Here is a 21668-nt window from a genome sequence, read left to right on the forward strand (position 1 = left end):
GGGCAGCGTATGCGTCCAATCCCGAGTTCATTTGGCTTTGGTGTACTCCGCCAGCTTCGTCATCCACCAGCGCCAGCGCGATCCCTGATAGAACAGCTTACTAAAGCCCACGAAGGGCTCCTCGGCTGCGCTGAGATAGCTGCCGTCCGTCATGGTGTGCTCGAAGTGACCGTTCCGACAATGCCAGTTCGAAACGTCGCGCACGGCGCAGTTTTCCATGCGCGTCACTGGACCTTCCCCGACCCACGACACAACGATTTGTTGCTCGGGGTAGACCTTGAACGTCGTGGGGTTCGCTGTCTGCTCTTCTCCCGTGCAGACGCCGTTTACGCGGTCTTTGGTGCAAAACATCGTGTAGACCGTGACCTCATTCCGCATTCGCTCAACGAGCGGCGGACCGAAGGCGACGCTCAACGCTCCGACCAACAGCGTCGGCAAAATCCATCCTTCCCCCGATGACAATGGCTTAGACCCCTTATTCCTTGATCAGGCCGCGCAGGATTGCTTCAGCGCGCATTGAGACGGCCGTGTAGTGCTGCGCCGCCTTGATAGACCTACATCGCTCCGGATCATTTTGGGCGATGTTGGGATCAGACAGCAGTCGCTGGAGCCGCGCCCTTCGCCACGCCTGCACGCGACGAAGGCGCGGCAGGATCGCCGGCCCTACCCTATCGACACGTACAAGCTCGCTCGCCATTTTCGCCTCTCGCTCGGGTTGTGATGCTACTCGATCTCCCGACGTGTGTGGAGAGGCTTCCGGCATTCTACGGGCCAGCCGGCCCGATCCCTAACCGTCCAACGATCGCAGACAACTAGGTTGCTCCAGATAAACAAAGCTCGCTTAAATTGCTGACAAGCGCTAGCTGTTTATTGTGGCCAATACGTCTTGTAATTGCCGGAATAGACTCGCGAACGGGCGAGGGATTGAGTCATGTCAATAATCAATGGTGCGACAAATCGTCGCGAAATTAAGAACAAAAATAGAACAGACCTATATTTTGAATGGGCGAATCACTATCATAGCAACCGGCAGGAGAGTTTTATGGCCGAAGTTGTTAGACCAGAACCTATTCGCGCGTCGAAGATGAGCGTATGGGCCCACGCGGAGAAAGTTGCGGCGGCTTTGAAATTTGAGCCGGGCGACTCGATTGAGCCTGTGGTCGCTCGTCTTGGTGGACGTATCCGTTACAAGAACGAACCGAGTAGCGGCGGAGCAATTCCGGAATCCATCCGGGTTCGGGCTTCAAACGATTTCACTATTTACCTGCCGACGATGACCTCGCCGGAGCGGGACCGCTTCACGATTGCGCATGAGCTAGGTCACCTCTTTTTGCATTACCCACGCGTCAGGAAGTCCAATCCCGAAGCGGAGATGATTGCAACGCGCTGGGTAGACGAGAGCGATAAAGATCAGCAGCGAGCCGAGTGGGAGGCTAATTGGTTCGCGGCAGCGTTTCTCATGCCCAGAGCACCGTTCATGAAAGCATTCCGCGACGACAATGATTTGGATGAATTGGCAGAACGGTTTGCTGTCAGTGTCCAAGCGGCGACCGTCCGAGCAAAGAGCCTTGGACTCCAATAGTAGTGCCCGGACCGGAATGCCCCCAATATCGATCGCGCGTCTTTTTGTCGGTTGATCTCGTCGGCTCTACCGCATTCAAGGGTGGAGCCGGCGAAGCTCCGGTGAAAAGTTCCGCGCACCCCATGTGGGTGGACGAGATCGGGAAGTTCTATCGGGAGTTCCCGGCAACGGTGCGCCGGCGATTCGGCGAACAGGCCGCGACTTTCAAGCCGCTCCTAGATTCATGCCCCCTCGTCTGGAAAACCGTCGGCGACGAGATCATCTTCTGTTGCCGCGTTAAGAGTTCGGACCATCTCGTTTGTATTATAGAAGCGTTCCTCCAATCGTTGGAGGACTATGGCCGCGTTTTGGATTCAAGAGGCAAGCACCTGGACGTAAAAGGCGCGGCTTGGTTAGCCGCATTCCCTGCGCCTAACGTGACCGTCGAGATCTTTCACAGTGACATGTCGTCAACTGTCGATCTGGGTGACGAGAAGCTCGAATGCCGCGCGGACGAAGAGCCGCATAAATTTGACTTTCTAGGAAAAAGCATCGATTGCGGATTTCGTCTCGCGAAGTTCTCATCGGCTGACAGATTGATCGTGTCGGTCGAGTTGGCTCTCGCGCTTTGCGAGTCGTTCAGTTCCGATGGGGCACGCTGGAAGCGGGACTTCACTTATCTCGGGCGTGAGGAGCTTAAGGGAGTAATTTCGGGCCGCCCGTATCCAATTCTTGTGATCGACACACAGCGGAGCGCGTTGCGGCGCGAAGTGTTCGCGCTGGAGCGCGACATTATCGGGCCTCCAACTGTGACACCCGTTAAGCTTGGCGTCCTCCTAAAGAAATTGATGGAAGACGAAGGCATCGAGTCTGCCGTTCTCCTAGGCACCGGCGCCGAGCTTACCGAAAACCAATACCCGAAGAGCTATACTGAATTCCGCGCTATCTGGGAGGGTGTCGCTACCGAGGCGCAGAAGCGCGAAGAGATCGAGGCGGATGCAGCAGAAGCGCCAGACGATGGGGGTGGCGCAGTGCCGCAGGAAGTCGAAGCGGCGCTGACTGAAATTATCCCAGCCAATGGAGACAAAATCTTCCCAGCCAAAGTAGAAAATGTACCACCCGCCGCCACTACTCCTCCGGCGTAGAACCCCGCGATCAGTCCCGCCGCCGCTCTGCTTCCCATTTTTCAAGTCGCGGCATGCCGAACGTCCCGACGTAGCCAAATAATCGCTGGAAGCGACTTAGTGGCACGCAATGCTTTTCCGATATGCCGCGTGCTCGTGTTTCCTCGTTTTGAGCTTGCAAATCGATCAAGCGCCGCACCGGCGGCTCATCCTTTTCGATGCGGAGACGCTCAGACCGCGCCTTCTTTAAGTTCTGAGGGATCGGCTCCCAACCTGCGATCTTCGAACTGAGATCAGTAAATCTGCGGGCGAGCGCCTCGTGTATCCTCGCCTTTCGATTAAATCGGAACACCTGATCAAGAGTAGCGGCTGTGGCGACAACACTCGTCAGGTACTTTGCGATCTCAGTTCCTCCCGCGAGAAGCGCGAAGAAGCTTGCCGTGCCGGTCAACGCCGTTGCGGCTCTGGTGAGATTGTAGCACCAGTCGTAGTAAGCCTGCATTTTTGAGTGATAACGGCGGCACCGCTCGACCGAAAAGCAGATGTCATAGTAGCCGTCGTCGGACCAGTCGCTCACTCAATCATTGTCCTTTCCGAGGCGGCTTATTCCAATCGGTTGTTCGGGGGGTATTGCGAACGTCACTATCTTTACGAATTTGCTGGTCGTGCGCCGGATTTGGGCGCTCCACCGGACGTGACGGTTGCGGACGCGATGGTTGCGGTCGGTCAGATTTGCCGTGGCCGGGTTTGTCGTCCTTACTCATTTCTTTTTCGCCACCTTCTTGCGCGGGGGAAGCATCCAGTCAGTCGACCTCGCAGGGACGCGCACACGCCCCTTTTTCACCGCCGACTTTGCCTTCTTGGCCTTCTTCGCCTTTTTCGCCATCAGCGCCCTGAACCCATTGTTGCCACGCGATGCTGGGCTATGGCTTCGGCCGATGCAAGCCTCAGTTGTGGACGCCCCACAGAAACACGCGGGTTAAGCAACACGATCCACCGCCACGGGACATGGCGTTCATTGTCGCGCCCTCCCGCAAGCAAAGTCTGACCAAGCCAGCATCATCGGCCGGCGTAGTTCGACCAGCTTCGAGCGCTGATAGGCGCTCTCCGTCTTGCCAGCGACCTTGTGAGCAATGGCGCGCTCGGCTAGATCGCGGGGATAGCCCGCCTCAGCGGCCCAGTCACGGAATGTCGAGCGGAAGCCATGCGGCACGGGCTGCAATCCTTCGACCGATACCCTGTCGCCGATCAGCGCCTTCACGATCTCGCGCATCGCGGAATGCCAGAGCGGCTTGCGAGCGCCGTAGCGTCGGCCCGGGAAAATGAAGTGCTCGGGATCGCCCGGCTTGCCGATGAGCTTCAACGCGGCCGACGAGAGCGGCACGCTGTGCGGCCGTCGATCCTTCTTTTTGCCCTTCATGCGATCCGCCGGCACGGTCCAGACGTCGCCGTTGATCTCTTTCCAGCGCGCCAAGCGGACCTCATCGGAACGCGCGCCGGTCAAGATCAGGAAGGCGAGCGCTTTGGCTTCAGATGAGCCATTCGCCACAAGCTCGCGAACGAAGCTCGGCACGTCCTGCGCCCGCATCGCCGGATGGTGTTCGCTCTCCGGCACTACAGGTCGCGCCAAGAATTCGAAATGGCCCCGGATACGCGCCGGGTTGTCGCCTGTCCGCAGTTTCTTCGCGGTCGCGTAGTTCAGGATTTTGCCGACACGCATCAGCACCTTTTCGCCGGTCACGGGTTTGTCGGCCCAATGCTTGAGAGCGGCCTCAACGTGTTCCGTTTTGATCTCGGCGACGCCGAGCCGCGCGAGAGTGCAATCCCTGATCAGGGTGCGCCGGTAGGATTGGACCTCCTTACCCTCAAGGCCGCCCGTCCAGTCCGGCCCAAACTCGGCAATGAACATTTCTACAACTTCGGAAAACAGTCGCCCAGCGACCGCCGCAGGCTCGGCGCGGACCATCGTGGCGCTATCGGTCGCAGTCGGAACTACGAACGCGGAAACGTCATGCGGGACGGTGCGCGGATCGATACCGCGATCTCGCATCCGTCGCAGATGGCCGTGACGCTCGCGCGCCTCCACAAGTGTGAAGGTCGCCGCCGGCCCGATGCTCATCCAATGCGTTCCACCGTTGAAACGGAATTGATACGTCCAAGATGCGCGGCCTTTCGCTGCGACTTGAAGATAGAGCCCGGCTCCGTCGCGATGCTTGCCGGGTTGGCTTAGTCGCTTCGCGATCTCATTCGATTTCAGCAATTCTTTTGGCATGGCCGGGACTCCAAATCACGCAACAATTTTCCATAAATGGGTATTCCGAGGAGTTTCGTCAAACCTCGTTCCGTTACTCATCTATCAGAAATGCCGATATAATGGTGATTATCGAGGCTCAGCGAGGTTTGGCGAGGCTCCTCGGGTAATTGTAGTGCGGCTGGAGCCGCCGCTACAACCAGTCCGGCGCGCTCGCCAAGGTGATCGCGCGCCAGAGCGGCGTCAAAATGGTCTCCGAGGCGCTGCGCCGGACCCGCGCCACCGAGCAGCAGATCGGCCTGTCGCGGAAGGACCGCGCCAGCAATGTGCAGGGCGCATTCGGGGTCGCCGATGAACGCAAGGCTGAGATCCAGGGCCGCCGCGTGATCCTGGTCGACGATGTCCTGACCTCGGGCGCGACAGTGGATGCCTGCGCGCGGGCCTTGTTGCGCGCCAAGGCCGCGCAGGTCGACGTGCTGGTGTTCGCCCGGGTTGTCGACCAGCACCGCGCTCCCATATAATCCGGTATTCTGGTTCAACTGAGCACACCATGACCGCTGCCATTGAAATCTACACCCGCCCGGGCTGCGGTTATTGCACCGCGGCCAAATCGCTGTTGACGCGCAAGAACGCGGCGTTTACCGAATTGAGCGTCGCCAGCAACCCGGCCTATCGCGACGAAATGTACGATCGCGCCGGCGCGGGCTCGACCTTCCCGCAGATCTTCATCGGCAAGACCCATGTCGGCGGCTGCGACGAGCTCTACGCGCTCGACCGCGAAGGCAAGCTCGACGGCCTGCTCAGCAACGGAGGCGGCGCCTGATGAGCACGGACAATATTTTCACCGCCGCGATGGTGCAGATGCGCACCGGATTGCTGCCGGAGCCGAGCCTCGAGCAGGGCACGCGGCTGATCCGCGAAGCGGCGGCGCAGGGCGCCAAATACGTGCTGACCCCCGAGGTCAGCAACATGATGCAGCTCAACCGCAAGGCGCTGTTTGAGCACTTGGCGAGCGAAGAGGACGACAAGTCGCTGAAGGCGTACCGCGCGCTGGCGGCCGAGCTGAAGATCCATCTGCATGTCGGCTCGTTGGCGCTGCGCTATTCGCCGGAGAAGGCGGTCAATCGCTCGTTCCTGATCGGGCCGGAGGGCAATGTCCTCGCGAGCTACGACAAGATCCATATGTTCGATATCGACCTGCCCGGCGGCGAGAGCTACCGCGAATCGGCCAATTACCAGCCCGGCGAGACCGCGGTGATCTCCGACCTGCCCTGGGGCCGGATTGGCCTCACAATCTGCTACGACGTGCGCTTCCCGGCGCTGTACCGCGCGCTGGCCGAAGCCGGCGCGTCGTTCCTCACCGTACCATCGGCCTTCACCCGCAAGACCGGCGAGGCGCATTGGCACACGCTGCTGCGCGCCCGCGCCATCGAGACCGGCTGCTTCGTGTTCGCAGCCGCGCAGGCCGGCCTGCATGAGAACAAGCGCGAGACCTTCGGCCATTCGCTGATCATCGACCCTTGGGGCGAGATCCTCGCCGAGGGCGGCGTCGAGCCTGGCGTATTCCTGGCCGAGATCGATCCCGCCAAGGTCGAGACCGCGCGCAAGACCATTCCCTCGCTGCAGCATGGCAGGCGGTTCGGCATCGCCGACCCCAAGGCGGGCCCGGAGCATCTGCACCTCGTCCGGGGATCGGCATGATCCGCTACACGTTGCGCTGCGAGCGGGGCCATCAGTTCGAGAGCTGGTTCCAGAGCTCTTCGGCCTATGAATCGCAGGAGCGGCGTCACCTGATCGATTGTCCGTCCTGCGGCTCCGATAAGGTCGAGCGCGCCATCATGGCGCCCCGGGTCGTCAGCAAGAAGGGCCGCGAGCCGGCCCAGAAGGCGCCGGTCGCGCCTGTCGAGGCAGCTTCCACCGAATCGACCTCGCTGATGATGGCGCAGGAGCGCGAGCTGCGCAGCAAGCTGAAGGAACTGCGCGACCACATCGTCAAGAACGCGGACAATGTCGGCGAGCGCTTCCCCAACGAAGCACGCAAGATGCATTACGGCGATATCGAGCATCGGCCGATCTACGGCGAGGCCTCGCCCGAAGAGGCGCGCGCGCTGATCGACGAGGGCGTCGAGGTCTCACCGCTGCCGACGCTGCCGGAAGATAGGAATTGACTCCCCTCTCGTCATTCCGGGGCGCGTCCTTGGCGCGAGCCCGGAATCCATTCCAACGCGGGTTCTGTGGCCCAATGGATTCCGGGCTCGCGCTTCGCGCGCCCCGGAATGACAGGAGGGAGTTCGCATGACCCCCGAAACCTTCTCCTCCTGGCAGGTCTGGGCGTTTCTGTCCGCCGTGTTCGCGGCGCTGACCGCGATCTTCGCCAAGGTCGGCGTCGAGGGCATCAACTCCGACCTCGCCACGCTGATCCGCACCGTGGTCGTGCTGATCACGCTGTCGGCGATCCTGTTCGCGACCGGGCAATTCACCCAGGCCGGACCGATCTCGGCCAAGAGCTGGCTGTTCCTGCTGCTGTCCGGGCTCGGCACCGGCGCCTCGTGGATCTGCTATTTCCGCGCGCTCAAGCTCGGGCCGGCGACGCTGGTCGCACCGATCGACAAGCTCAGCGTGGTGCTGGTGGCGCTGTTCGGCGCTGCCTTTCTCGGCGAGCGCCCGTCGGCCTATGGCTGGATCGGGATCGCGCTGATCTCCGCCGGCGCGGTGCTGATTGCCGTCAAGGGCTGATAGCGTTTTCGAGCGAAGTGGGCACCGGTTCGCCTGAAGAAAACGCGTCAACCGAGAGTCTAGGCGGCGATCAAGAGCGCGACGCCGATCACGATCAGGATGATGCCGAACACCTCACGCAGCGAGAATGGCTGCTTGAGCGAAAAATACGCCACGCCCTGCGCGAACAGCACCTCGATCAGCGCCAGCGTGCGCACATTGGCGGCGGCGGTGAGCGCGAACGCCAGGAACCAGAATTGCGACGAGAACGCGCCCATGAAGCCCGCGAACAGCGAGGGCCGCCACAGGCCGAGGATCTTCCGCAGCACGTCGGGCGCGCGCAGCAACAGATAGACCGACAGGATCAGGGTCTGGACGAACAGGCTCCACATCAGCGTGCAGGACGCCGCCGTCACGAACGAGACGCCGGGCACCGCAATGATGGCGCCGCGAAAGCTCACCGCCGAGATCGCGAATACCGCGGCGGCGCCGAGGCCGAGCACGGTCGGGCGCAAATCGGCAAAGCTCTTTTGCCCGCCGGGCCGCAGCGCCGTGATGACGACCCCGATGGTGGCGATCACGATCGCGATCACCTTTGATGCCGTGAGATGGTCGCCGAGGAAGATGAAGCCGAAGATCGCGGTCTGGATCGCCTCGGTCTTCATATAGGCGGTGGTCACCACGAAAGAGCGGTCGTTCATTGCGAGCAGCATGAAGCCGGTGCCGACGATTTGGCTAAGCGCGCCGGACACCAGCCACGGCCAGAACGAGGCCGCCGGCCACGGCACGCGATCGCCGGTTGCGATGATCGCGAGCGCAAAGAACACCACCGAGAACGGCAGGCCGAACAGGAAGCGGATGTTGGTCGCACCCCAGGTGCCAAGCGGCGCGGTGAGATGCCGCTGCATCGCGTTGCGCGCCACCTGCCCGAACGCAGCGACAATGGTGAAGGGGATCCAGAGCGAGGCGATGGTGAACATGCGGGTGAGGAAAGCGTGCCGGGGCGGGATACACGCCGAGCGTGCCGATTGCGGATGATGCGGTCAACCAAAACGGCGCATGACAGGGCTGCGCTGCCACCGCGATCTGCCGTAGCCCCGATGCAGCGAAGCGCAATCCGGGCCACCCCAACCGCGGACAGACCGGTCCCGGATTACGCTGCGCTCCTTCCGGGCTACGCTAGCAGGACGAGGTGAAGGCTACACCTCCTCCGCCACCACCATGTAGTTGACGTCCATGTCGGTCGACACCGTCCATTTGTCGGCGAGGGGATTGTAGACCACGCCGGCCTGTTCGGTGACGGTGAGGTTGACGTCGCCGAGATAGCGCTCGAGCTCGGCGGGGGTGACGAACTTGCTCCACTCATGGGTACCGCGCGGCAGCCAGCGCAGCACGTATTCGGCGCCGACGATCGCCAGCGCGAAGCTCTTCCAGTTGCGGTTCAGGGTCGAGACCACCATCAGCCCGCCGGGCTTGAGCATGACAGCGCAGCGCTTGATGAAGGCGCCGACGTCGTTGACGTGCTCGACCACCTCCATCGCCAGCACGATGTCGAAGCGCTCGCGCGCGTCCATCTCCTCCACCGTGGTGCAGCGGTAGTCGATCGACAGATGGCCCTTGTCGGCGTGCAGCTTCGCCGCGGCGATGTTGGTGGCGGACGGATCGATCCCGATCACCTGGGCGCCGAGCCGGGTGAACGGTTCGCACAACAGCCCGGCGCCGCAGCCGATGTCGAGCAGGCGCAGGCCGGACAGGCAATTCAGGCTCTTGGCATTGCGCTCGAACTTGCGGCAGGCGGCGTCGCGGATATAGGTCAGGCGCAGCGGATTGATCTTGTGCAGCGGCGCCATCTTGCCGCGCGGATCCCACCATTCATCCGACAGCTTTGAGAATTTCGCGACCTCGGCCGGATCGACCGAACCGGAGGAGGCATTGGACAAAGTTGATTGTGTCGCCATGGATGCGCGCGCCCCTATCGCGCGGTGATCGAATTGCGGAACGACAGCGGCGAGGCGATCGTCTTGATGATCTCGATGCCCTCGCCGACGCCGCGGATGGTGACGTCGCCATAATTGAGCAGCCGTCCCATGATGCTCTGGTTGACGTCGACGCTCTCGACCTTGTCGAGGCTCATCTCGAAGGTGCGCCGCTTGATGAAGCCGCTCTTGTGCACCACGCGGAAATTGGTGACGTCGGTTTCCGTGGTCCAGCGATGGAACCAGGCCGCGGCAGTCCAGTACAGCGCCGCGACGGCGACCACGGCGGCGGCCGCCAGGCAGGCCAGCGTGAGGCCGTCAACCGTCGTCAGGCGCGAGGCGATCAGCAGCGCTAACGCGACGATCCAGGCCAGGATCGCCTGCCAGTAGAAGATCCAGTGCGCATTGGTGGAATACAGCACCTTCTCGCCAGGCTGCAGGATATCGTCGATGTAACGTGCCATCCAATCCGCCTTCGCATTACGCCCCGGTCACCCCCGGCGAGTCACCCGTGAGTTACCCTTGCGCCACAGCCCGCCCGCAACCGGCCAAAACACCCCTGAAGGACCTCAAGAGAGCCCCACCAACCGGCTTGCCCCCGGGCGCGGCGCTATGTATACGCGCCTTTCGGTCCCCATGCTTGCGGTTTTCGGCGTGGGTTAACCTACTTATCCTCTTAAAGGAATAGACGCGTCGTCATGGGCCGCCTCGTGATGAAATTCGGCGGTACGTCCGTCGCCAATATCGATCGTATCCGCAACGTCGCGCAGCACGTGAAGCGCGAGGTCGACGCGGGCCACGAGGTCGCCGTGGTCGTCTCCGCGATGTCCGGCAAGACCAACGAACTGGTGGCCTGGTGCACCGACGCCTCGCCGATGCACGACGCCCGCGAATATGACGCGGTGGTCGCCTCCGGCGAACAGGTCACGTCGGGCCTGCTCGCGATCGTACTGCAGGGCATCGGCATCCAGGCCCGCTCCTGGCAGGGCTGGCAGATCCCGATCAAGACCTCGGACGCGCACGCCTCGGCGCGGATCCTCGAGATCGACGGCACCGAGATCATCACCCGCTTCAAGGAGCGCAAGGAAGTCGCCGTGATCGCCGGCTTCCAGGGCATCAACCCCGACACCGGCCGCATCACCACGCTCGGCCGCGGCGGTTCGGACACTTCGGCGGTGGCGATCGCAGCCGCGCTGAAAGCCGACCGCTGCGACATCTATACCGATGTCGACGGCGTCTACACCACCGATCCGCGGGTGGTGCCGAAGGCACGCCGGCTCGACAAGATCGCGTTCGAGGACATGCTGGAGCTGGCCTCGCAGGGCGCCAAGGTGCTGCAGGTTCGCTCGGTGGAACTCGGCATGGTGCACAACATGCCGATCTTCGTGCGCTCCAGCTTCGACAAGCCAGAGGATATCGACCCGCACGCCAACCAGCCGCCGGGCACGCTGATTTGCAGCGAGGAGGAAATCATGGAAATGCACGTCGTCACCGGCATCGCCTTCTCCAAGGACGAAGCCCAGATTTCCGTGCGCCAGATCGAGGACAAACCGGGCGTCGCCGCGGCGATCTTCGGGCCGCTCGCGGATGCCAACATCAATGTCGACATGATCGTGCAGAACGTGTCGGAGGACGGCAAGACCACCGACCTCACCTTCACCGTGCCGGCAACCGACTACAACCGCGCCAAGGACACCATTACCGCCGCCAAGGCCAAGATCGGCTTCGCCCGGCTCGACACCGAGACCGACGTCGCCAAGGTCTCGGTGATCGGCAGCGGCATGCGCAGCCATGCCGGCGTCGCGGCGAAGGCGTTCAAGGCGCTGGCCGACCGCAACATCAACATCCGCGCCATCACCACGTCCGAGATCAAGTTCTCGGTGCTGATCGACGCCGCCTACACCGAACTGGCGGTGCGCACGCTGCACACGCTGTACGGGCTGGATCAGGCGTAGGGCCGACAGGCAGGCGGGACACCCTCCGCTGTCATTCCGGGGCGGCGCGAAGCGTCGAGCCCGGACTCCATTCCACCACCCGGATTGCGGCCCAATGGATTCCGGGCTCGCGCCAAGGGGCGCGCCATGGAATGACGGGGAGCGAGCACGGGATGTCCGGCCTCCACCCGCCCCGGAGTTAGAATTTCTCTTAGCGGGCGCAGCATAGGGCTGACGCAGACGTTATTTGCTACTGGCAGGCGTTTTGCTTGGCAAAGCCAGCCTCGATTGGCTATACGGCCAGTCAGGTAGGCTGTCGCAAACTGTGGCACAGTTTGAGCGATCCCGAATCGGCGGGAACTGGCGCGAGCGGCGACACCGAATGACTAAAATTGTTGTTTTTGACGAGTTTTGCGCCAGCGGCCGGCCGGCCAGGTGCGCCGGCCTCGTGGGGAGGGACTGAAGCATATGCGGAGCGCGTCGGGAGGCCCACGCATCCTGTTGAGACGGCTCCGCGAAACCATGGCGGAGCAAGTCTCCGCCCAGGAGCGCCTCGACAAGATCGTGGTGCTGATCGCGGCCAACATGGTGGCCGAGGTCTGCTCCTGCTACGTGCTGCGCGTCGACAACACGCTCGAGCTCTACGCCACCGAAGGTCTGAACCGCGACGCCGTCCACCGCACCGTGCTGAGCGCGCATGAAGGCCTGGTCGGCCTCGTCGCCAGCGAGGCGACGCCGCTCAATCTGTCCGACGCGCAAAGCCATCCGGCCTTCGCCTACCGCCCGGAGACCGGCGAAGAGATCTACCACTCGTTCCTCGGCGTGCCGATCCTGCGCGCCGGCAATACGCTCGGCGTGCTGGTGGTGCAGAACCGCGCCAAGCGCACCTATGTCGAGGAAGAGGTCGAGGCGCTACAGACCACCGCCATGGTGCTGGCGGAGATGATCGCCTCCGGCGAGCTTGCCGCGCTGGCGCAGCCCGGCGCCGAGCCCGCCGCACGGCACTCGCTGCACAAGACCGGCGCGGTGCTGTCCGACGGCATCGCGCTCGGCCATGTCGTGCTGCACGAGCCGCGCGTCGTCATCACCAACTACATCGCCGAGGACCTGCCGAAGGAGGTCAAGCGCCTCGACACCGCGCTGGCCAACCTGCGTGCCGATCTCGACCGCATGCTGGAGCGCGGCGACGTCGCCGACGGCGGCGAGCACCGCGAGGTGCTGGAAGCCTACCGCATGTTCGCCAACGACCAGGGCTGGTCGCACAAGCTGCATGAGGCGGTCGCCACCGGCCTGACCGCTGAGGCCGCGGTCGAGCGCGTGCAGTCCGACACCCGCGCCCGCATGCTGCGATCGACCGACCCTTATCTGCGCGACCGCCTGCACGACCTCGAGGATCTCGGCCATCGCCTGATGCGGCAACTGGTCGGCCAGGACCATGCGCCGTCGCGCGAGCAACTGCCCGACAATGCCATCCTGATCGCCCGCGCGATGGGCCCGGCGGCGCTGCTCGACTATGACCGCAAGCGGCTGCGCGGCCTGGTGCTGGAGGAAGGCACTGCGAATTCCCACGTCTCGATCGTGGCGCGCGCGCTCGGCATTCCCGCGGTCGGCGAAGTGCCGAATGCGCCCGGCATCGCCGATCCCGGCGATGCCATCATCGTCGACGGCATTTCCGGCGAGATCTATGTCCGCCCCTCCACCGAGATCGAATCGGCCTATGCCGAGCGGGTCCGGTTCCGGGCGCGGCGGCAGGCACAATATTCGGCGCTGCGCGACAAGCCCTGCGTGACCAAAGACGGCCAGCCGATCGAGCTCCTGATCAATGCCGGCCTGACCATCGACCTGCCGCATATCGAGGACACCGGCAGCGCCGGCATCGGCCTGTTCCGGACTGAATTGCAGTTCATGGTGAGCCCGAGCCTGCCGCGCTCGAGCGACCAGCTCGCGCTGTACCGCACCGTGCTCGACGCCGCGGGCGCAAAGCCCGTCACCTTCCGCACGCTCGATATCGGCGGAGACAAGGCGCTGCCCTATATGGAGACCGTGGTCGAGGAAAATCCGGCGCTCGGCTGGCGCGCGATCCGGCTCGGCCTCGATCGCCCCGGCCTGCTGCGCGGCCAGATCCGCGCGCTGCTGCGCGCCGGCGGCGGCCGCGCGCTGAAGATCATGTTCCCGATGATCTCCGACATCGCCGAGTTCGACCAGGCCAAGGCGATCGTCGAGCGTGAGCTGACCTATCTGCGCCAGCACGGCCATTCGCTGCCCGAGCGAATCGACATCGGCACCATGGTCGAGGTGCCGGCGCTGCTCTACCAGCTCGACGAACTGCTGAAGAAGGTCGACTTCGTCTCGGTCGGCTCCAACGACCTGTTCCAATTCCTGTTCGCGGTCGACCGCGGCAATGCCAAGGTCTCGGAGCGGTTCGACATCCTGTCGGCGCCGATCCTGCGCGCGCTGCGCGACATCGTGCGCAAGGCCAGGACCGCGAAGAAGGTCGCCTCGCTGTGCGGCGAGATGGCCTCGAAGCCGATCGGCGCGCTGGCGCTGATTGCGCTCGGCTATCGCTCGCTGTCGCTGTCGGCGACGGCGCACGGCCCGGTGAAGGCGTTGATCCTCGACCTCGACGCCAAGAAGGCCGAGGCGATGATCAATCCGCTGCTGGACGCCCCGGTCGGCAGCGTGTCGATCCGCGAGGCGCTGACCAAGTTTGCGGAAACCGAGGGGCTGGCCTTGTAGCGACGCTGTCGTCGCTTCCGCCGCCCGTCGCGCCTCCTGCAATTCGAGATACCGCCATGCTACCCGAAGCCAAACTCGACGTCCTGCTCGCCCATCACGCCTCGCTCGAGGCCGAGCTGCTCGGCGAGGTCAAGTCCGACCGCTATGTTGCGATCACGCGCGAGCTCGCCGAGCTCAATCCGCTGATCGACGCCGTGAAGACGTATCGGTCGGCCCGCAGCGAACTCAGCGACACCGAGGCGATGCTGGCGGATGCCGGTACCGATCCCGAGATGCGCAGCATGGCGGAGGCTGAGCTTCAGACGCTGCAGGCGCGGATCGGCGATCTCGAGCAGAAGATCCGCGTCGCGCTGTTGCCGAAGGACGCGATGGACGACCGCAACGTGGTGCTGGAAATCCGCGCCGGCACCGGCGGCGACGAGGCCTCGCTGTTTGCCGGCGACCTGTTCCGGATGTATGAGCGCTTCGCCGCCTTGCAGGGCTGGAAGGTCGAGGTGATCTCGGCCAGCGAAGGCACCGTCGGCGGCTTCAAGGAAATCATCGCCGAGGTGCAGGGCCGCGGCGCGTTCGCCAAGCTGAAATTCGAATCCGGCGTGCACCGCGTGCAGCGCGTGCCCGACACCGAAACCCAGGGCCGCATCCACACCTCGGCCGCCACCGTCGCGGTGCTGCCCGAGGTCGAGGACGTCGACGTCGACATCAAGGACACCGACTTGAGGATCGAGACCATGCGCGCCGGCGGCGCCGGCGGTCAGCACGTCAACAAGACGGAGTCCGCGATCCGCATCACCCATCTGCCGACCGGCATCGTGGTGATGATGCAGGACAGCCGCTCGCAGCACAAAAACCGGGCGTCGGCGATGAACATCCTGCGCTCGCGCATCTACGACGCCGAGCGCCAGCGCGTCGAAGCCGCGCGCTCCGCCGACCGCAAGGAGAAGGTCGGCTCCGGCGATCGCTCCGAGCGCATCCGCACCTATAATTTCCCGCAAGGGCGCGTCACCGACCACCGCATCAACCTGACGCTCTATAAGCTGCCGCAGGTGATCGCCGGCGAAAGCTTAAGCGAACTGATCGATGCCGCTGACCACCGAGCACCAGGCCGCGCAGCTCGCCGCCCAGGGCGCCGCGGCCTGAGGATCAGCGTTTCTGCGACTGCCTGAAATGGCGCAGGATCTTGCCGAGCGCGGGGCCCGCCGTGGTCAGTTCCTCAAGATGAATCTTCGACAGCGCCTGCAGCTTGCGCTCGCCCTGCGCCGTCAACGTCACCTGGACACGCCGGCCATCAGCGGCATCGACGGTGCGCGTGAGCAGCCCGAGCTTCACCATCCGGTTGACCAGCTCGACCGCGGTGTGGTGGCGGATCAGCAAATAGCGCGCGAGATCGCCGACCGTGGTCGGCTCGGTTCCGGAGAACCCCTTGATGGCGAGCAGCGCCTGGTGCTGCTGCGGGGTTAGCCCGGCCTGCTGGGCCGCCTCTTCGCTGAACGCGAGAAAGCTGCGCAGCTGGTAGCGGAACCGGGCCAGCGCCGCGTAATCGACCGTCGCGGCTTGCGTTCGTCGCTGCTTTGCTTGAGGCATTCCGCCGTCCCATTGCTGGCTCGCTCTGCCAATCGGCAGGAGCCACGCGACGCTAGCAAGCCCGAGCCCGGCGGACCATCCTGCCGGCGCTCTTTGCACTCATGTTTTCAGCGGTTTGACGGACGAGTGGCCCGGCGAGGCGAGATCACGGCTGCGGCCAGTGATCGTAGCTCGAGCTCAATATCTTCAACAGGACGATCTGGAACGCGACCGGGATCCGCGGGCTCCTGCGGCGGATCGACTTCTCCAGCGCCTCGGTGATCTCGCTCTTGGTGAGATGCCCGGCCGAGGCACGCTCGACCAGACCGCCCCAGACCTCCGACAACGATTTGCCGGTGTGATGCGGCGACGGGATCGAGATCCCGCGCGTCGCGGCCCAATCGATGATCTCACGCATGGTTTGCCGCCCGCAATTTCGCGCGGTCGCAAGATGGCGCGCAGTGAGCAGCCGCAGCAGATCGTCCGGCGGCGTCCAGCCCAGCTTCGGCGGCACTTCGTCGAGCAGCTCGAGTGACAGTTCCTTCAGCACGTTGAGCGCACGGATGCTCAGGCCGCCCGATGGCTCGGCGCTGCCGTCCTCGGTCGCGGCGTGCTCGGCGGCATTTGCGGTGCGATTTGAAGGCTGTTCGATCATCGCTCCCTCACTTACAGGACCGGCACCCGGGCGGTAAACCCTCGATACGTCGTGAACCGATATTAATTCTATCGTAGATCGATATGATTCGACGAAAGGTGACATTGACTAAATATGCCGGTGGGGAATTGTAGCTGTGACAGGCTGCTCCATCGCAGCCGGCGCATCCCGCAGCCGATCGCCCCGATCCGGCGACGAATGATCGTGCGCGCCAACAATCAATATAATTGGAGGATATCGAGCGATGAGCACCAAGGATTTATGGCCGGGCAGAGCATCGAACGTCTCGCGTCGCACCCTGTTGCAGGCCGGTGCAGGCCTGATCGGCGGCACCATGCTGCCGGCATCGATCGCATCGCGCGCATTCGCCGAAGACAAGCCGGCGATCGGCACCTATCCCGGCGGCACGTCCGGCTCCTCGGTCTTCATCGGCATCTCGGTGCCGCGCACCGGCACCTATGCGGTTCAGGGTGAGGATGAACTCAAGGGCTATCAGCTCGCGATCGAGCACATCAACAGCGGCCACGATCTGATCAAGAAGATCTCGCCGAAGACCAGCAAGGGCGTGCTCGGCAAGGAGCTGAAGTTCGGTGTCGCGGATTCCGCGGCGAAGCCGAACGAGGCGGTGCAGGCGCAGCAGCGCTTCATCACCGAGAACAAGGCTGTCATGATCACCGGCGGCACCTCGAGCGCGGTCGCGGTCGCGCTGAACAAGCTGGCGCAGCGCGAGAAGGTGATCTTCGTCTGCGGCATCTCCGGATCGAACGACACCACCGGCAAGGATTGCGTGCGTTACGGTTTCCGCCAGAACTTCTTCGGCCAGACCGCGGCTGCCGCAATCGCGCCTGTGCTGATCAAGCAGTTCGGCAAGAACAAGAAGGCCGCCTACCTGACGCCCGACTACACCTACGGCCACACCGTCACCAAGTCGATGCAGGACTTCCTCGCCCAGGCGGGCTGGACGACGGTCACCAATCAGGTGTCGCCGCTCGGCGCGCCTGACTATTCGTCCTACCTGCTCAACGTCGCGAATTCCGGCGCCGACGTGCTGATCAACGTCAACTGGGGCCACGACGCCGTGCTGTCGACGCAGCAGGCCAAGCAGTTCGGCGTGCTCGATAAGATGAAGCTCGTGGTGCCCTACCAGGTGCCGTTCATCGCGCGCGAGACCGGCGGCCTGATGCAGGGCGTCTATGCCGCGACCGATTATTGGTGGACCATCGAGGACAAGTATCCGCTGGCCAAGATGTTCAACGAGACCTTCGAGAAGAAGTACGGCTACAAGCCGGAGTGGGGCGCCGAGAACGCCTATGTCAGCTTCGCGCACTGGGCCCGGATGGTCGAGGAGGCCGGCAGCTTCTTTCCGCCCGACGTCATCAAGGCCTACGAGAAGGGCGAAACCATCCCGTCGCTGGTCGGCGACGTGCATTATCGCCCAGAGGATCACCAGTGCGTCCGCCCCGTCATCATCGTCCGCGGCAAGATGGAAAAGGAGATGAAGAACAAGGAGGACTATTACGAGGTGGTCGAGATCGTCCCCGGCGACGGTCTGATGCAGAAGCCGGACGCGTTCGGCTGCCATCTCGGCGACTACACCTAATTGACGTGAGACGACTCGGCGCCGTGGGCGGGGCGACCCGACCCACGGCGCCGCCTTGTGTCAGAACGCATCCTCCATTGACCGGGCCGACTGAACGCACGCCATGATCAACTGGCCAAACTTCGTCTCGCAACTTTTCAACGGGCTGGCGCTCGGCGCGCTGCTCGCGCTGATCAGCTCCGGGCTGACGATCATCTATGGCACGCTCGGGGTGCTCAACCTCGCCCACGGCGCCATGTTCATGATCGGCGGCTACGCCGGATATGTGGCCTACTCCTACACCGGCTCGTTCATTCTGGCCGTCATCGCCGGATCGCTGTTCGTGATGGCGCTTGGCGTTGCGATGGAGCGGATCATCATCCGACATTTCTACCATCGCCCGCATGAGGACCAGCTGCTGGTGACCTTCGGCCTCGGCATCTGCTTCGTCGAGATCGTGCGGTTGATCTTCACCAGCCAATCGCAGGTGGTGCCGCCGCCGGCGCTGCTGCAGGGCATCACCTCGCTCGGCTTCCTGTTCTACCCGACCTACCGGCTCGCCGTAGTCGGCATCGTCGCGGCCGCGCTCGGCGGGTTGTTCCTGATCTTGTATCGCACCCGGCTCGGCATGATCGTGCGCGCCGGCATCGAGGATTCGGTGATGGTCGATTCGCTCGGCATCAACGTCTACCGCGTCTTCATGATCGTGTTCGGCATCGGCGCAATGGCCGCGGGCTTTGCCGGCATCATCAACGCCCCTGTGGTGTCGCTGACGCCGGGTGTCGGTGACGACATCCTGGTCGAGACCTTCGTGGTGGTGGTGATCGGCGGCGTCGGCTCGTTCCCCGGCGCCATCCTCGGCGGATTGATCGCCGGCGAGATCATCAGCATCACCTCGATGTTCAACCCCGGTTATGCCTACGTCATGCTGTTCGCGGCGATGACGCTCGTGCTCGTGCTTCGACCACACGGCCTGCTCGGCACGCAGGGCCGCGAATGACGACGGATATCTAGATGCTGAAACAGCGCCCGTACCTGATCGAATTCCTGACCGCCGCCGGCCTGATCGTCGCGCCCTTCGTGCTGCCGTGGTTCGGCTTTGCACCCAACACGGTGAACCGGATCCTGGTCTGGGGCCTGTTCGGCCTCGGCTTCGATATCCTGTTCGGCTTCACCGGCCTGCTGTCGTTCGGCCAGTCGGCCTTTTACGGCACCGGCGGCTTCGTCGCCGCCTATCTGTTGACCCGCGCCGGCTTCCCCTACGTCGTGCTCGCGCTCGTCATCGGCATGATCGCGGCTGCCGCCACCGGCTACCTGATCGGCCTGATCGCGCTGCGCCGCACCGGCATCTACTTCGCCATGATCACGGTCGCGATCGCCGAGGTATTCTTCTTCGTCGAGTTCAATCCGCTGTCGGACTTCACCGGCGGCGAGAACGGGCTGCCGGGCGTGCCGACCCCGAGCTTCAATCTCGGCTTCACCACGCTGCACTTCACCACCGGCTGGTCGCTCTATCAGTTCCTGGCGCTGTGCTACTTCATCGGCGTCGTGATCGCGCTGCGCATCGTGCGCTCGCCGGTCGGCGCCGTGTTCAGCGCCATCCGGGACAATCCGCTGCGGGCGACAGCGGTCGGCCACAACATCCACGGCTACAAGCTGACCGCCTTCGTGATCGCCGCCGCCTATGCCGGCTTTGCCGGCGGCCTCCTGGGCGTCCTGCAGGCCTTCATGCCGCCCGACGCCTTCACCTTCGACACCTCGGGGCAGCTCGTCATGCAGACCGCGATCGGCGGCCGCGGCACGTTGTTCGGACCGCTGGTCGGCGCCGCGGTGTGGCTGTCGCTGCAGGACTTCCTGCAAGCGGCGCTCGGGCTCGGCGCGGCCTGGAAGCTGGTGCTCGGCGTCGTGTTCGTGCTGCTGGTGTGCTTCCTGCGCCGCGGCATCATCGGCGGCCTCGCCGATCTCTGTGACCTGCTCACCGGACAGCGCGACGCCCGCGAGCCGGAGGAGAGCGAGCCGGAGGCAGTCGCCGTCGCAACCGCGCCGCACGCCGCCATCGCAGCGGCCGTCGCCCCGGCGCCTGTGCGGCCTCGCCCCGAGGGCAGTCCGTCCGGACCGATCCTCCAGGCCAGAGGCCTGACCAAGCGCTATGGCGGCCTGCTCGCCAACAGCGACATCGATTTTACCGTCAATCACGGCGAACTGCGCGGCATCATCGGCCCGAACGGCGCCGGCAAGTCGACCTTCTTCAAGATGCTGACCTGCGAGGTTCACCCGACCTCGGGCACCATCCTGTTTGACGGCCGCGACATCACCGGCATGAACGTCACCGACGTCTGCCAGCTCGGGCTGACCAAGAGCTACCAGGTCAATCAGCTGTTCGCCGGACTGACCGTGCGCGAGAACCTGGTGATCGCGGCGCTGTCGGGGCTGCGCGGCAAGTTCAAGCTCGACCTGTTCCGCAGCATCGACAGCATTCCCGGCCTGTCCGAGCGCGTGCAGCACACGCTCGAGCTGGTCGATCTCGCCGCGCGGCCGGATACGCCGGTCTCCGAGCTCGCTTATGGCGAGAAGCGGCGGCTCGAGATCGGACTGGCGCTAGCGACCTCGCCGAGCCTGTTGCTGCTCGACGAGCCGCTGGCCGGCATGAGCCCGCGCGAGCGCGTCGAGACCGTGAAGCTCCTGAAGTCGATCAGCCAGGGCCGCACCATGATCATCATCGATCACGACATGGATGCGTTGTTCGAACTCGCCGAGCGCGTCACCGTGCTGCAGGAAGGCCGCGTGCTGGTCGAGGGAACGCCGGAGGAGATCAAGAACAATTCGACCGTCCAGGAAGCCTATCTTGGCGGCGTGCATGGAGAGCTCGCCGCATGAGCCTGCTCGAAGTCAACGGACTGAACAGCTATTATGGGGATTCCCACATCCTGTTCGACGTCTCAATGCGCGTCGAACGCAACGAGGTGGTGGCGCTGCTCGGTCGCAACGGCGCCGGCAAGAGCACGACGCTGAAGAGCCTGATGGGCGTGGTCACCCCGCGCCGCGGCTCCGTGAGGTTCGACGGCGTCGATATCGCCGGCAAGAAGAGCCACAAGATCGCACAGGCCGGCATGCAGCTGGTCCATGAGGAGCGCCGCATCTTCGGCAGCTTGAGCGTCGAGGAGAACCTCATGATCGCCGGCCTGACCGCCTCGCGGCGCTGGCCGCTCGATCGCATCTACGAGATGTTTCCGCGGCTCCGCGAGCGGCGCAGCAATCGCGGCACCGATCTGTCGGGCGGCGAGCAGCAGATGCTGGCGATCGCGCGCGCCCTGGTGCGCGATCCCAAGATCATCTTGCTCGACGAGCCGTTCGAGGGACTGGCGCCGGTGATTGTGCGCGACCTGATGAAGGCCTGCCGCGATCTCGCCGAGGCCGGACAGACCATCGTGCTGGTGGAGCAGAACCTCGCCGCGACGCTGGCGCTGGCGCAGCGCATCTACATCATCAACAATGGGCACATCGTCCATGAAGGGCCGGCGCAGGAGATCAAGGCGCAGCCTGACGTCCTGCAACGCTACCTCGGGGTGTAGCCCAA

Annotated in this window: 21 protein-coding genes and 2 pseudogenes; 14 read left to right on the forward strand and 9 right to left on the reverse strand. The window is 63.8% G+C overall.

Translation table 11 applies throughout. The annotated features are described in order from the left end of the window. Positions 1-27: 27 nt before the first annotated feature. Together ACVW17_RS05555 and ACVW17_RS05560 are read right to left on the reverse strand one after the other, a co-directional pair. Positions 28-438, reverse strand: a complete 411-nt coding sequence (locus ACVW17_RS05555; protein WP_456796850.1) for a hypothetical protein — start codon at positions 436-438, stop codon at positions 28-30. A 37-nt stretch (positions 439-475) separates the two neighbouring features. After that, positions 476-697 carry a hypothetical protein gene (locus ACVW17_RS05560; protein ID WP_456796851.1) on the reverse strand — a complete coding sequence of 74 codons (222 nt, stop codon included), beginning with the start codon at positions 695-697 and terminating at the stop codon, positions 476-478. 234 nt (positions 698-931) lie between these two features. On the opposite strand from ACVW17_RS05560, the gene ACVW17_RS05565 reads away from it, so the two are divergent. Further along, positions 932-1582, forward strand: coding sequence for an ImmA/IrrE family metallo-endopeptidase (locus tag ACVW17_RS05565; protein WP_456796852.1), 651 nt, complete (start codon positions 932-934; stop codon positions 1580-1582). A 44-nt stretch (positions 1583-1626) separates the two neighbouring features. Then, entirely contained in the window at positions 1627-2706 is a 1080-nt protein-coding gene (locus ACVW17_RS05570; RefSeq protein ID WP_456796853.1) for a hypothetical protein, read from the forward strand. Between the two features lie 10 nt (positions 2707-2716). Here ACVW17_RS05570 and ACVW17_RS05575 read toward each other — a convergent pair whose 3' ends face one another. Beyond that, positions 2717-3262 carry a hypothetical protein gene (locus tag ACVW17_RS05575; RefSeq protein WP_456796854.1) on the reverse strand — a complete coding sequence of 182 codons (546 nt, stop codon included), beginning with the start codon at positions 3260-3262 and terminating at the stop codon, positions 2717-2719. A gap of 438 nt (positions 3263-3700) precedes the next feature. Further along, positions 3701-4957 carry a tyrosine-type recombinase/integrase gene (locus ACVW17_RS05580; protein WP_456796855.1) on the reverse strand — a complete coding sequence of 419 codons (1257 nt, stop codon included), beginning with the start codon at positions 4955-4957 and terminating at the stop codon, positions 3701-3703. Between the two features lie 161 nt (positions 4958-5118). On the opposite strand from ACVW17_RS05580, the pseudogene ACVW17_RS05585 reads away from it, so the two are divergent. The 5 genes and pseudogenes from ACVW17_RS05585 to ACVW17_RS05605 all read left to right on the forward strand — a co-directional run. Continuing rightward, a pseudogene (locus tag ACVW17_RS05585) lies at positions 5119-5457 on the forward strand (ComF family protein); the annotation flags it as partial. Positions 5458-5486: 29 nt separating this feature from the next. Beyond that, entirely contained in the window at positions 5487-5759 is a 273-nt protein-coding gene (gene grxC / locus ACVW17_RS05590) for a glutaredoxin 3 (protein WP_456750989.1), read from the forward strand. Next, complete coding sequence (locus tag ACVW17_RS05595; RefSeq protein ID WP_456750990.1) at positions 5759-6637, forward strand: carbon-nitrogen hydrolase family protein; 879 nt, start codon at positions 5759-5761, stop codon at positions 6635-6637. Before grxC ends, ACVW17_RS05595 begins: the two co-directional genes overlap by 1 nt. Beyond that, a complete protein-coding gene (locus tag ACVW17_RS05600) occupies positions 6634-7104 on the forward strand; it encodes a DUF1178 family protein (protein ID WP_456750991.1) in 471 nt (156 codons plus the stop codon). Before ACVW17_RS05595 ends, ACVW17_RS05600 begins: the two co-directional genes overlap by 4 nt. A 127-nt stretch (positions 7105-7231) precedes the next feature. Beyond that, a complete protein-coding gene (locus tag ACVW17_RS05605) occupies positions 7232-7672 on the forward strand; it encodes an EamA family transporter (protein ID WP_456750992.1) in 441 nt (146 codons plus the stop codon). A gap of 59 nt (positions 7673-7731) precedes the next feature. Here ACVW17_RS05605 and ACVW17_RS05610 read toward each other — a convergent pair whose 3' ends face one another. From ACVW17_RS05610 to ACVW17_RS05620, 3 genes are all read right to left on the reverse strand, one after another. Continuing rightward, positions 7732-8631 (reverse strand): EamA family transporter, encoded by a 900-nt coding sequence (locus ACVW17_RS05610; RefSeq protein WP_456750993.1) that lies wholly within the window; start codon positions 8629-8631, stop codon positions 7732-7734. A gap of 219 nt (positions 8632-8850) precedes the next feature. Then, positions 8851-9609, reverse strand: a complete 759-nt coding sequence (ubiG, locus tag ACVW17_RS05615; protein ID WP_456750994.1) for a bifunctional 2-polyprenyl-6-hydroxyphenol methylase/3-demethylubiquinol 3-O-methyltransferase UbiG — start codon at positions 9607-9609, stop codon at positions 8851-8853. A gap of 14 nt (positions 9610-9623) precedes the next feature. Further along, a complete protein-coding gene (locus ACVW17_RS05620) occupies positions 9624-10091 on the reverse strand; it encodes a PH domain-containing protein (protein WP_456750995.1) in 468 nt (155 codons plus the stop codon). 234 nt (positions 10092-10325) lie between these two features. Here ACVW17_RS05620 and ACVW17_RS05625 point away from each other — a divergent pair, with 234 nt between their 5' ends. The 3 genes and pseudogenes from ACVW17_RS05625 (at position 10326) to prfA (ending at position 15434) form a co-directional block, all read left to right on the forward strand. Next, positions 10326-11582, forward strand: a complete 1257-nt coding sequence (locus ACVW17_RS05625; RefSeq protein ID WP_456750996.1) for an aspartate kinase — start codon at positions 10326-10328, stop codon at positions 11580-11582. Positions 11583-12029: 447 nt separating this feature from the next. Then, a complete protein-coding gene (ptsP, locus tag ACVW17_RS05630) occupies positions 12030-14297 on the forward strand; it encodes a phosphoenolpyruvate--protein phosphotransferase (protein ID WP_456750997.1) in 2268 nt (755 codons plus the stop codon). Between the two features lie 56 nt (positions 14298-14353). After that, a pseudogene (gene prfA, locus ACVW17_RS05635) lies at positions 14354-15434 on the forward strand (peptide chain release factor 1). 3 nt (positions 15435-15437) lie between these two features. Here prfA and ACVW17_RS05640 read toward each other — a convergent pair. Continuing rightward, complete coding sequence (locus tag ACVW17_RS05640) at positions 15438-15878, reverse strand: MarR family winged helix-turn-helix transcriptional regulator (RefSeq protein ID WP_456750999.1); 441 nt, start codon at positions 15876-15878, stop codon at positions 15438-15440. 145 nt (positions 15879-16023) lie between these two features. Continuing rightward, on the reverse strand, positions 16024-16512 hold the full coding sequence (locus ACVW17_RS05645; protein ID WP_456751000.1) for a hypothetical protein: 489 nt from the start codon (positions 16510-16512) through the stop codon (positions 16024-16026). 244 nt (positions 16513-16756) lie between these two features. Between ACVW17_RS05645 and ACVW17_RS05650 the strand changes: the two genes are divergently transcribed. The 4 genes from ACVW17_RS05650 to ACVW17_RS05665 all read left to right on the forward strand — a co-directional run bounded on the left by ACVW17_RS05650 (position 16757) and on the right by ACVW17_RS05665 (position 21663). Then, positions 16757-18112, forward strand: coding sequence for a substrate-binding protein (locus tag ACVW17_RS05650; protein WP_456751001.1), 1356 nt, complete (start codon positions 16757-16759; stop codon positions 18110-18112). A gap of 103 nt (positions 18113-18215) precedes the next feature. Next, complete coding sequence (locus ACVW17_RS05655; RefSeq protein ID WP_456751002.1) at positions 18216-19091, forward strand: branched-chain amino acid ABC transporter permease; 876 nt, start codon at positions 18216-18218, stop codon at positions 19089-19091. Positions 19092-19105: 14 nt separating this feature from the next. Then, on the forward strand, positions 19106-20968 hold the full coding sequence (locus tag ACVW17_RS05660) for a branched-chain amino acid ABC transporter ATP-binding protein/permease (protein ID WP_456751003.1): 1863 nt from the start codon (positions 19106-19108) through the stop codon (positions 20966-20968). After that, positions 20965-21663: an ABC transporter ATP-binding protein gene (locus tag ACVW17_RS05665; RefSeq protein ID WP_456751004.1), complete on the forward strand. Its 699-nt coding sequence runs from the start codon at positions 20965-20967 to the stop codon at positions 21661-21663. The genes ACVW17_RS05660 and ACVW17_RS05665 overlap by 4 nt, the downstream gene beginning before the upstream one ends. Positions 21664-21668 lie beyond the last annotated feature (5 nt).

It is taken from the genome of Bradyrhizobium sp. USDA 4473 (assembly GCF_054063335.1).

Excerpts from the sequence above, each read along its gene's own strand:
- ACVW17_RS05560 (WP_456796851.1), bottom strand. The coding sequence starts at position 697 with ATGGCGAGCGAGCTTGTACGTGTCGATAGGGTAGGGCCGGCGATCCTG.
- ACVW17_RS05565 (WP_456796852.1), top strand. The coding sequence starts at position 932 with ATGTCAATAATCAATGGTGCGACAAATCGTCGCGAAATTAAGAACAAA.
- ACVW17_RS05580 (WP_456796855.1), bottom strand. The coding sequence starts at position 4,957 with ATGCCAAAAGAATTGCTGAAATCGAATGAGATCGCGAAGCGACTAAGC.
- grxC (WP_456750989.1), top strand. The coding sequence starts at position 5,487 with ATGACCGCTGCCATTGAAATCTACACCCGCCCGGGCTGCGGTTATTGC.
- ACVW17_RS05595 (WP_456750990.1), top strand. The coding sequence starts at position 5,759 with ATGAGCACGGACAATATTTTCACCGCCGCGATGGTGCAGATGCGCACC.
- ACVW17_RS05600 (WP_456750991.1), top strand. The coding sequence starts at position 6,634 with ATGATCCGCTACACGTTGCGCTGCGAGCGGGGCCATCAGTTCGAGAGC.
- ACVW17_RS05605 (WP_456750992.1), top strand. The coding sequence starts at position 7,232 with ATGACCCCCGAAACCTTCTCCTCCTGGCAGGTCTGGGCGTTTCTGTCC.
- ACVW17_RS05610 (WP_456750993.1), bottom strand. The coding sequence starts at position 8,631 with ATGTTCACCATCGCCTCGCTCTGGATCCCCTTCACCATTGTCGCTGCG.
- ubiG (WP_456750994.1), bottom strand. The coding sequence starts at position 9,609 with ATGGCGACACAATCAACTTTGTCCAATGCCTCCTCCGGTTCGGTCGAT.
- ACVW17_RS05620 (WP_456750995.1), bottom strand. The coding sequence starts at position 10,091 with ATGGCACGTTACATCGACGATATCCTGCAGCCTGGCGAGAAGGTGCTG.
- ACVW17_RS05625 (WP_456750996.1), top strand. The coding sequence starts at position 10,326 with ATGGGCCGCCTCGTGATGAAATTCGGCGGTACGTCCGTCGCCAATATC.
- ptsP (WP_456750997.1), top strand. The coding sequence starts at position 12,030 with ATGCGGAGCGCGTCGGGAGGCCCACGCATCCTGTTGAGACGGCTCCGC.
- ACVW17_RS05640 (WP_456750999.1), bottom strand. The coding sequence starts at position 15,878 with ATGCCTCAAGCAAAGCAGCGACGAACGCAAGCCGCGACGGTCGATTAC.
- ACVW17_RS05645 (WP_456751000.1), bottom strand. The coding sequence starts at position 16,512 with ATGATCGAACAGCCTTCAAATCGCACCGCAAATGCCGCCGAGCACGCC.
- ACVW17_RS05650 (WP_456751001.1), top strand. The coding sequence starts at position 16,757 with ATGAGCACCAAGGATTTATGGCCGGGCAGAGCATCGAACGTCTCGCGT.
- ACVW17_RS05655 (WP_456751002.1), top strand. The coding sequence starts at position 18,216 with ATGATCAACTGGCCAAACTTCGTCTCGCAACTTTTCAACGGGCTGGCG.
- ACVW17_RS05660 (WP_456751003.1), top strand. The coding sequence starts at position 19,106 with ATGCTGAAACAGCGCCCGTACCTGATCGAATTCCTGACCGCCGCCGGC.
- ACVW17_RS05665 (WP_456751004.1), top strand. The coding sequence starts at position 20,965 with ATGAGCCTGCTCGAAGTCAACGGACTGAACAGCTATTATGGGGATTCC.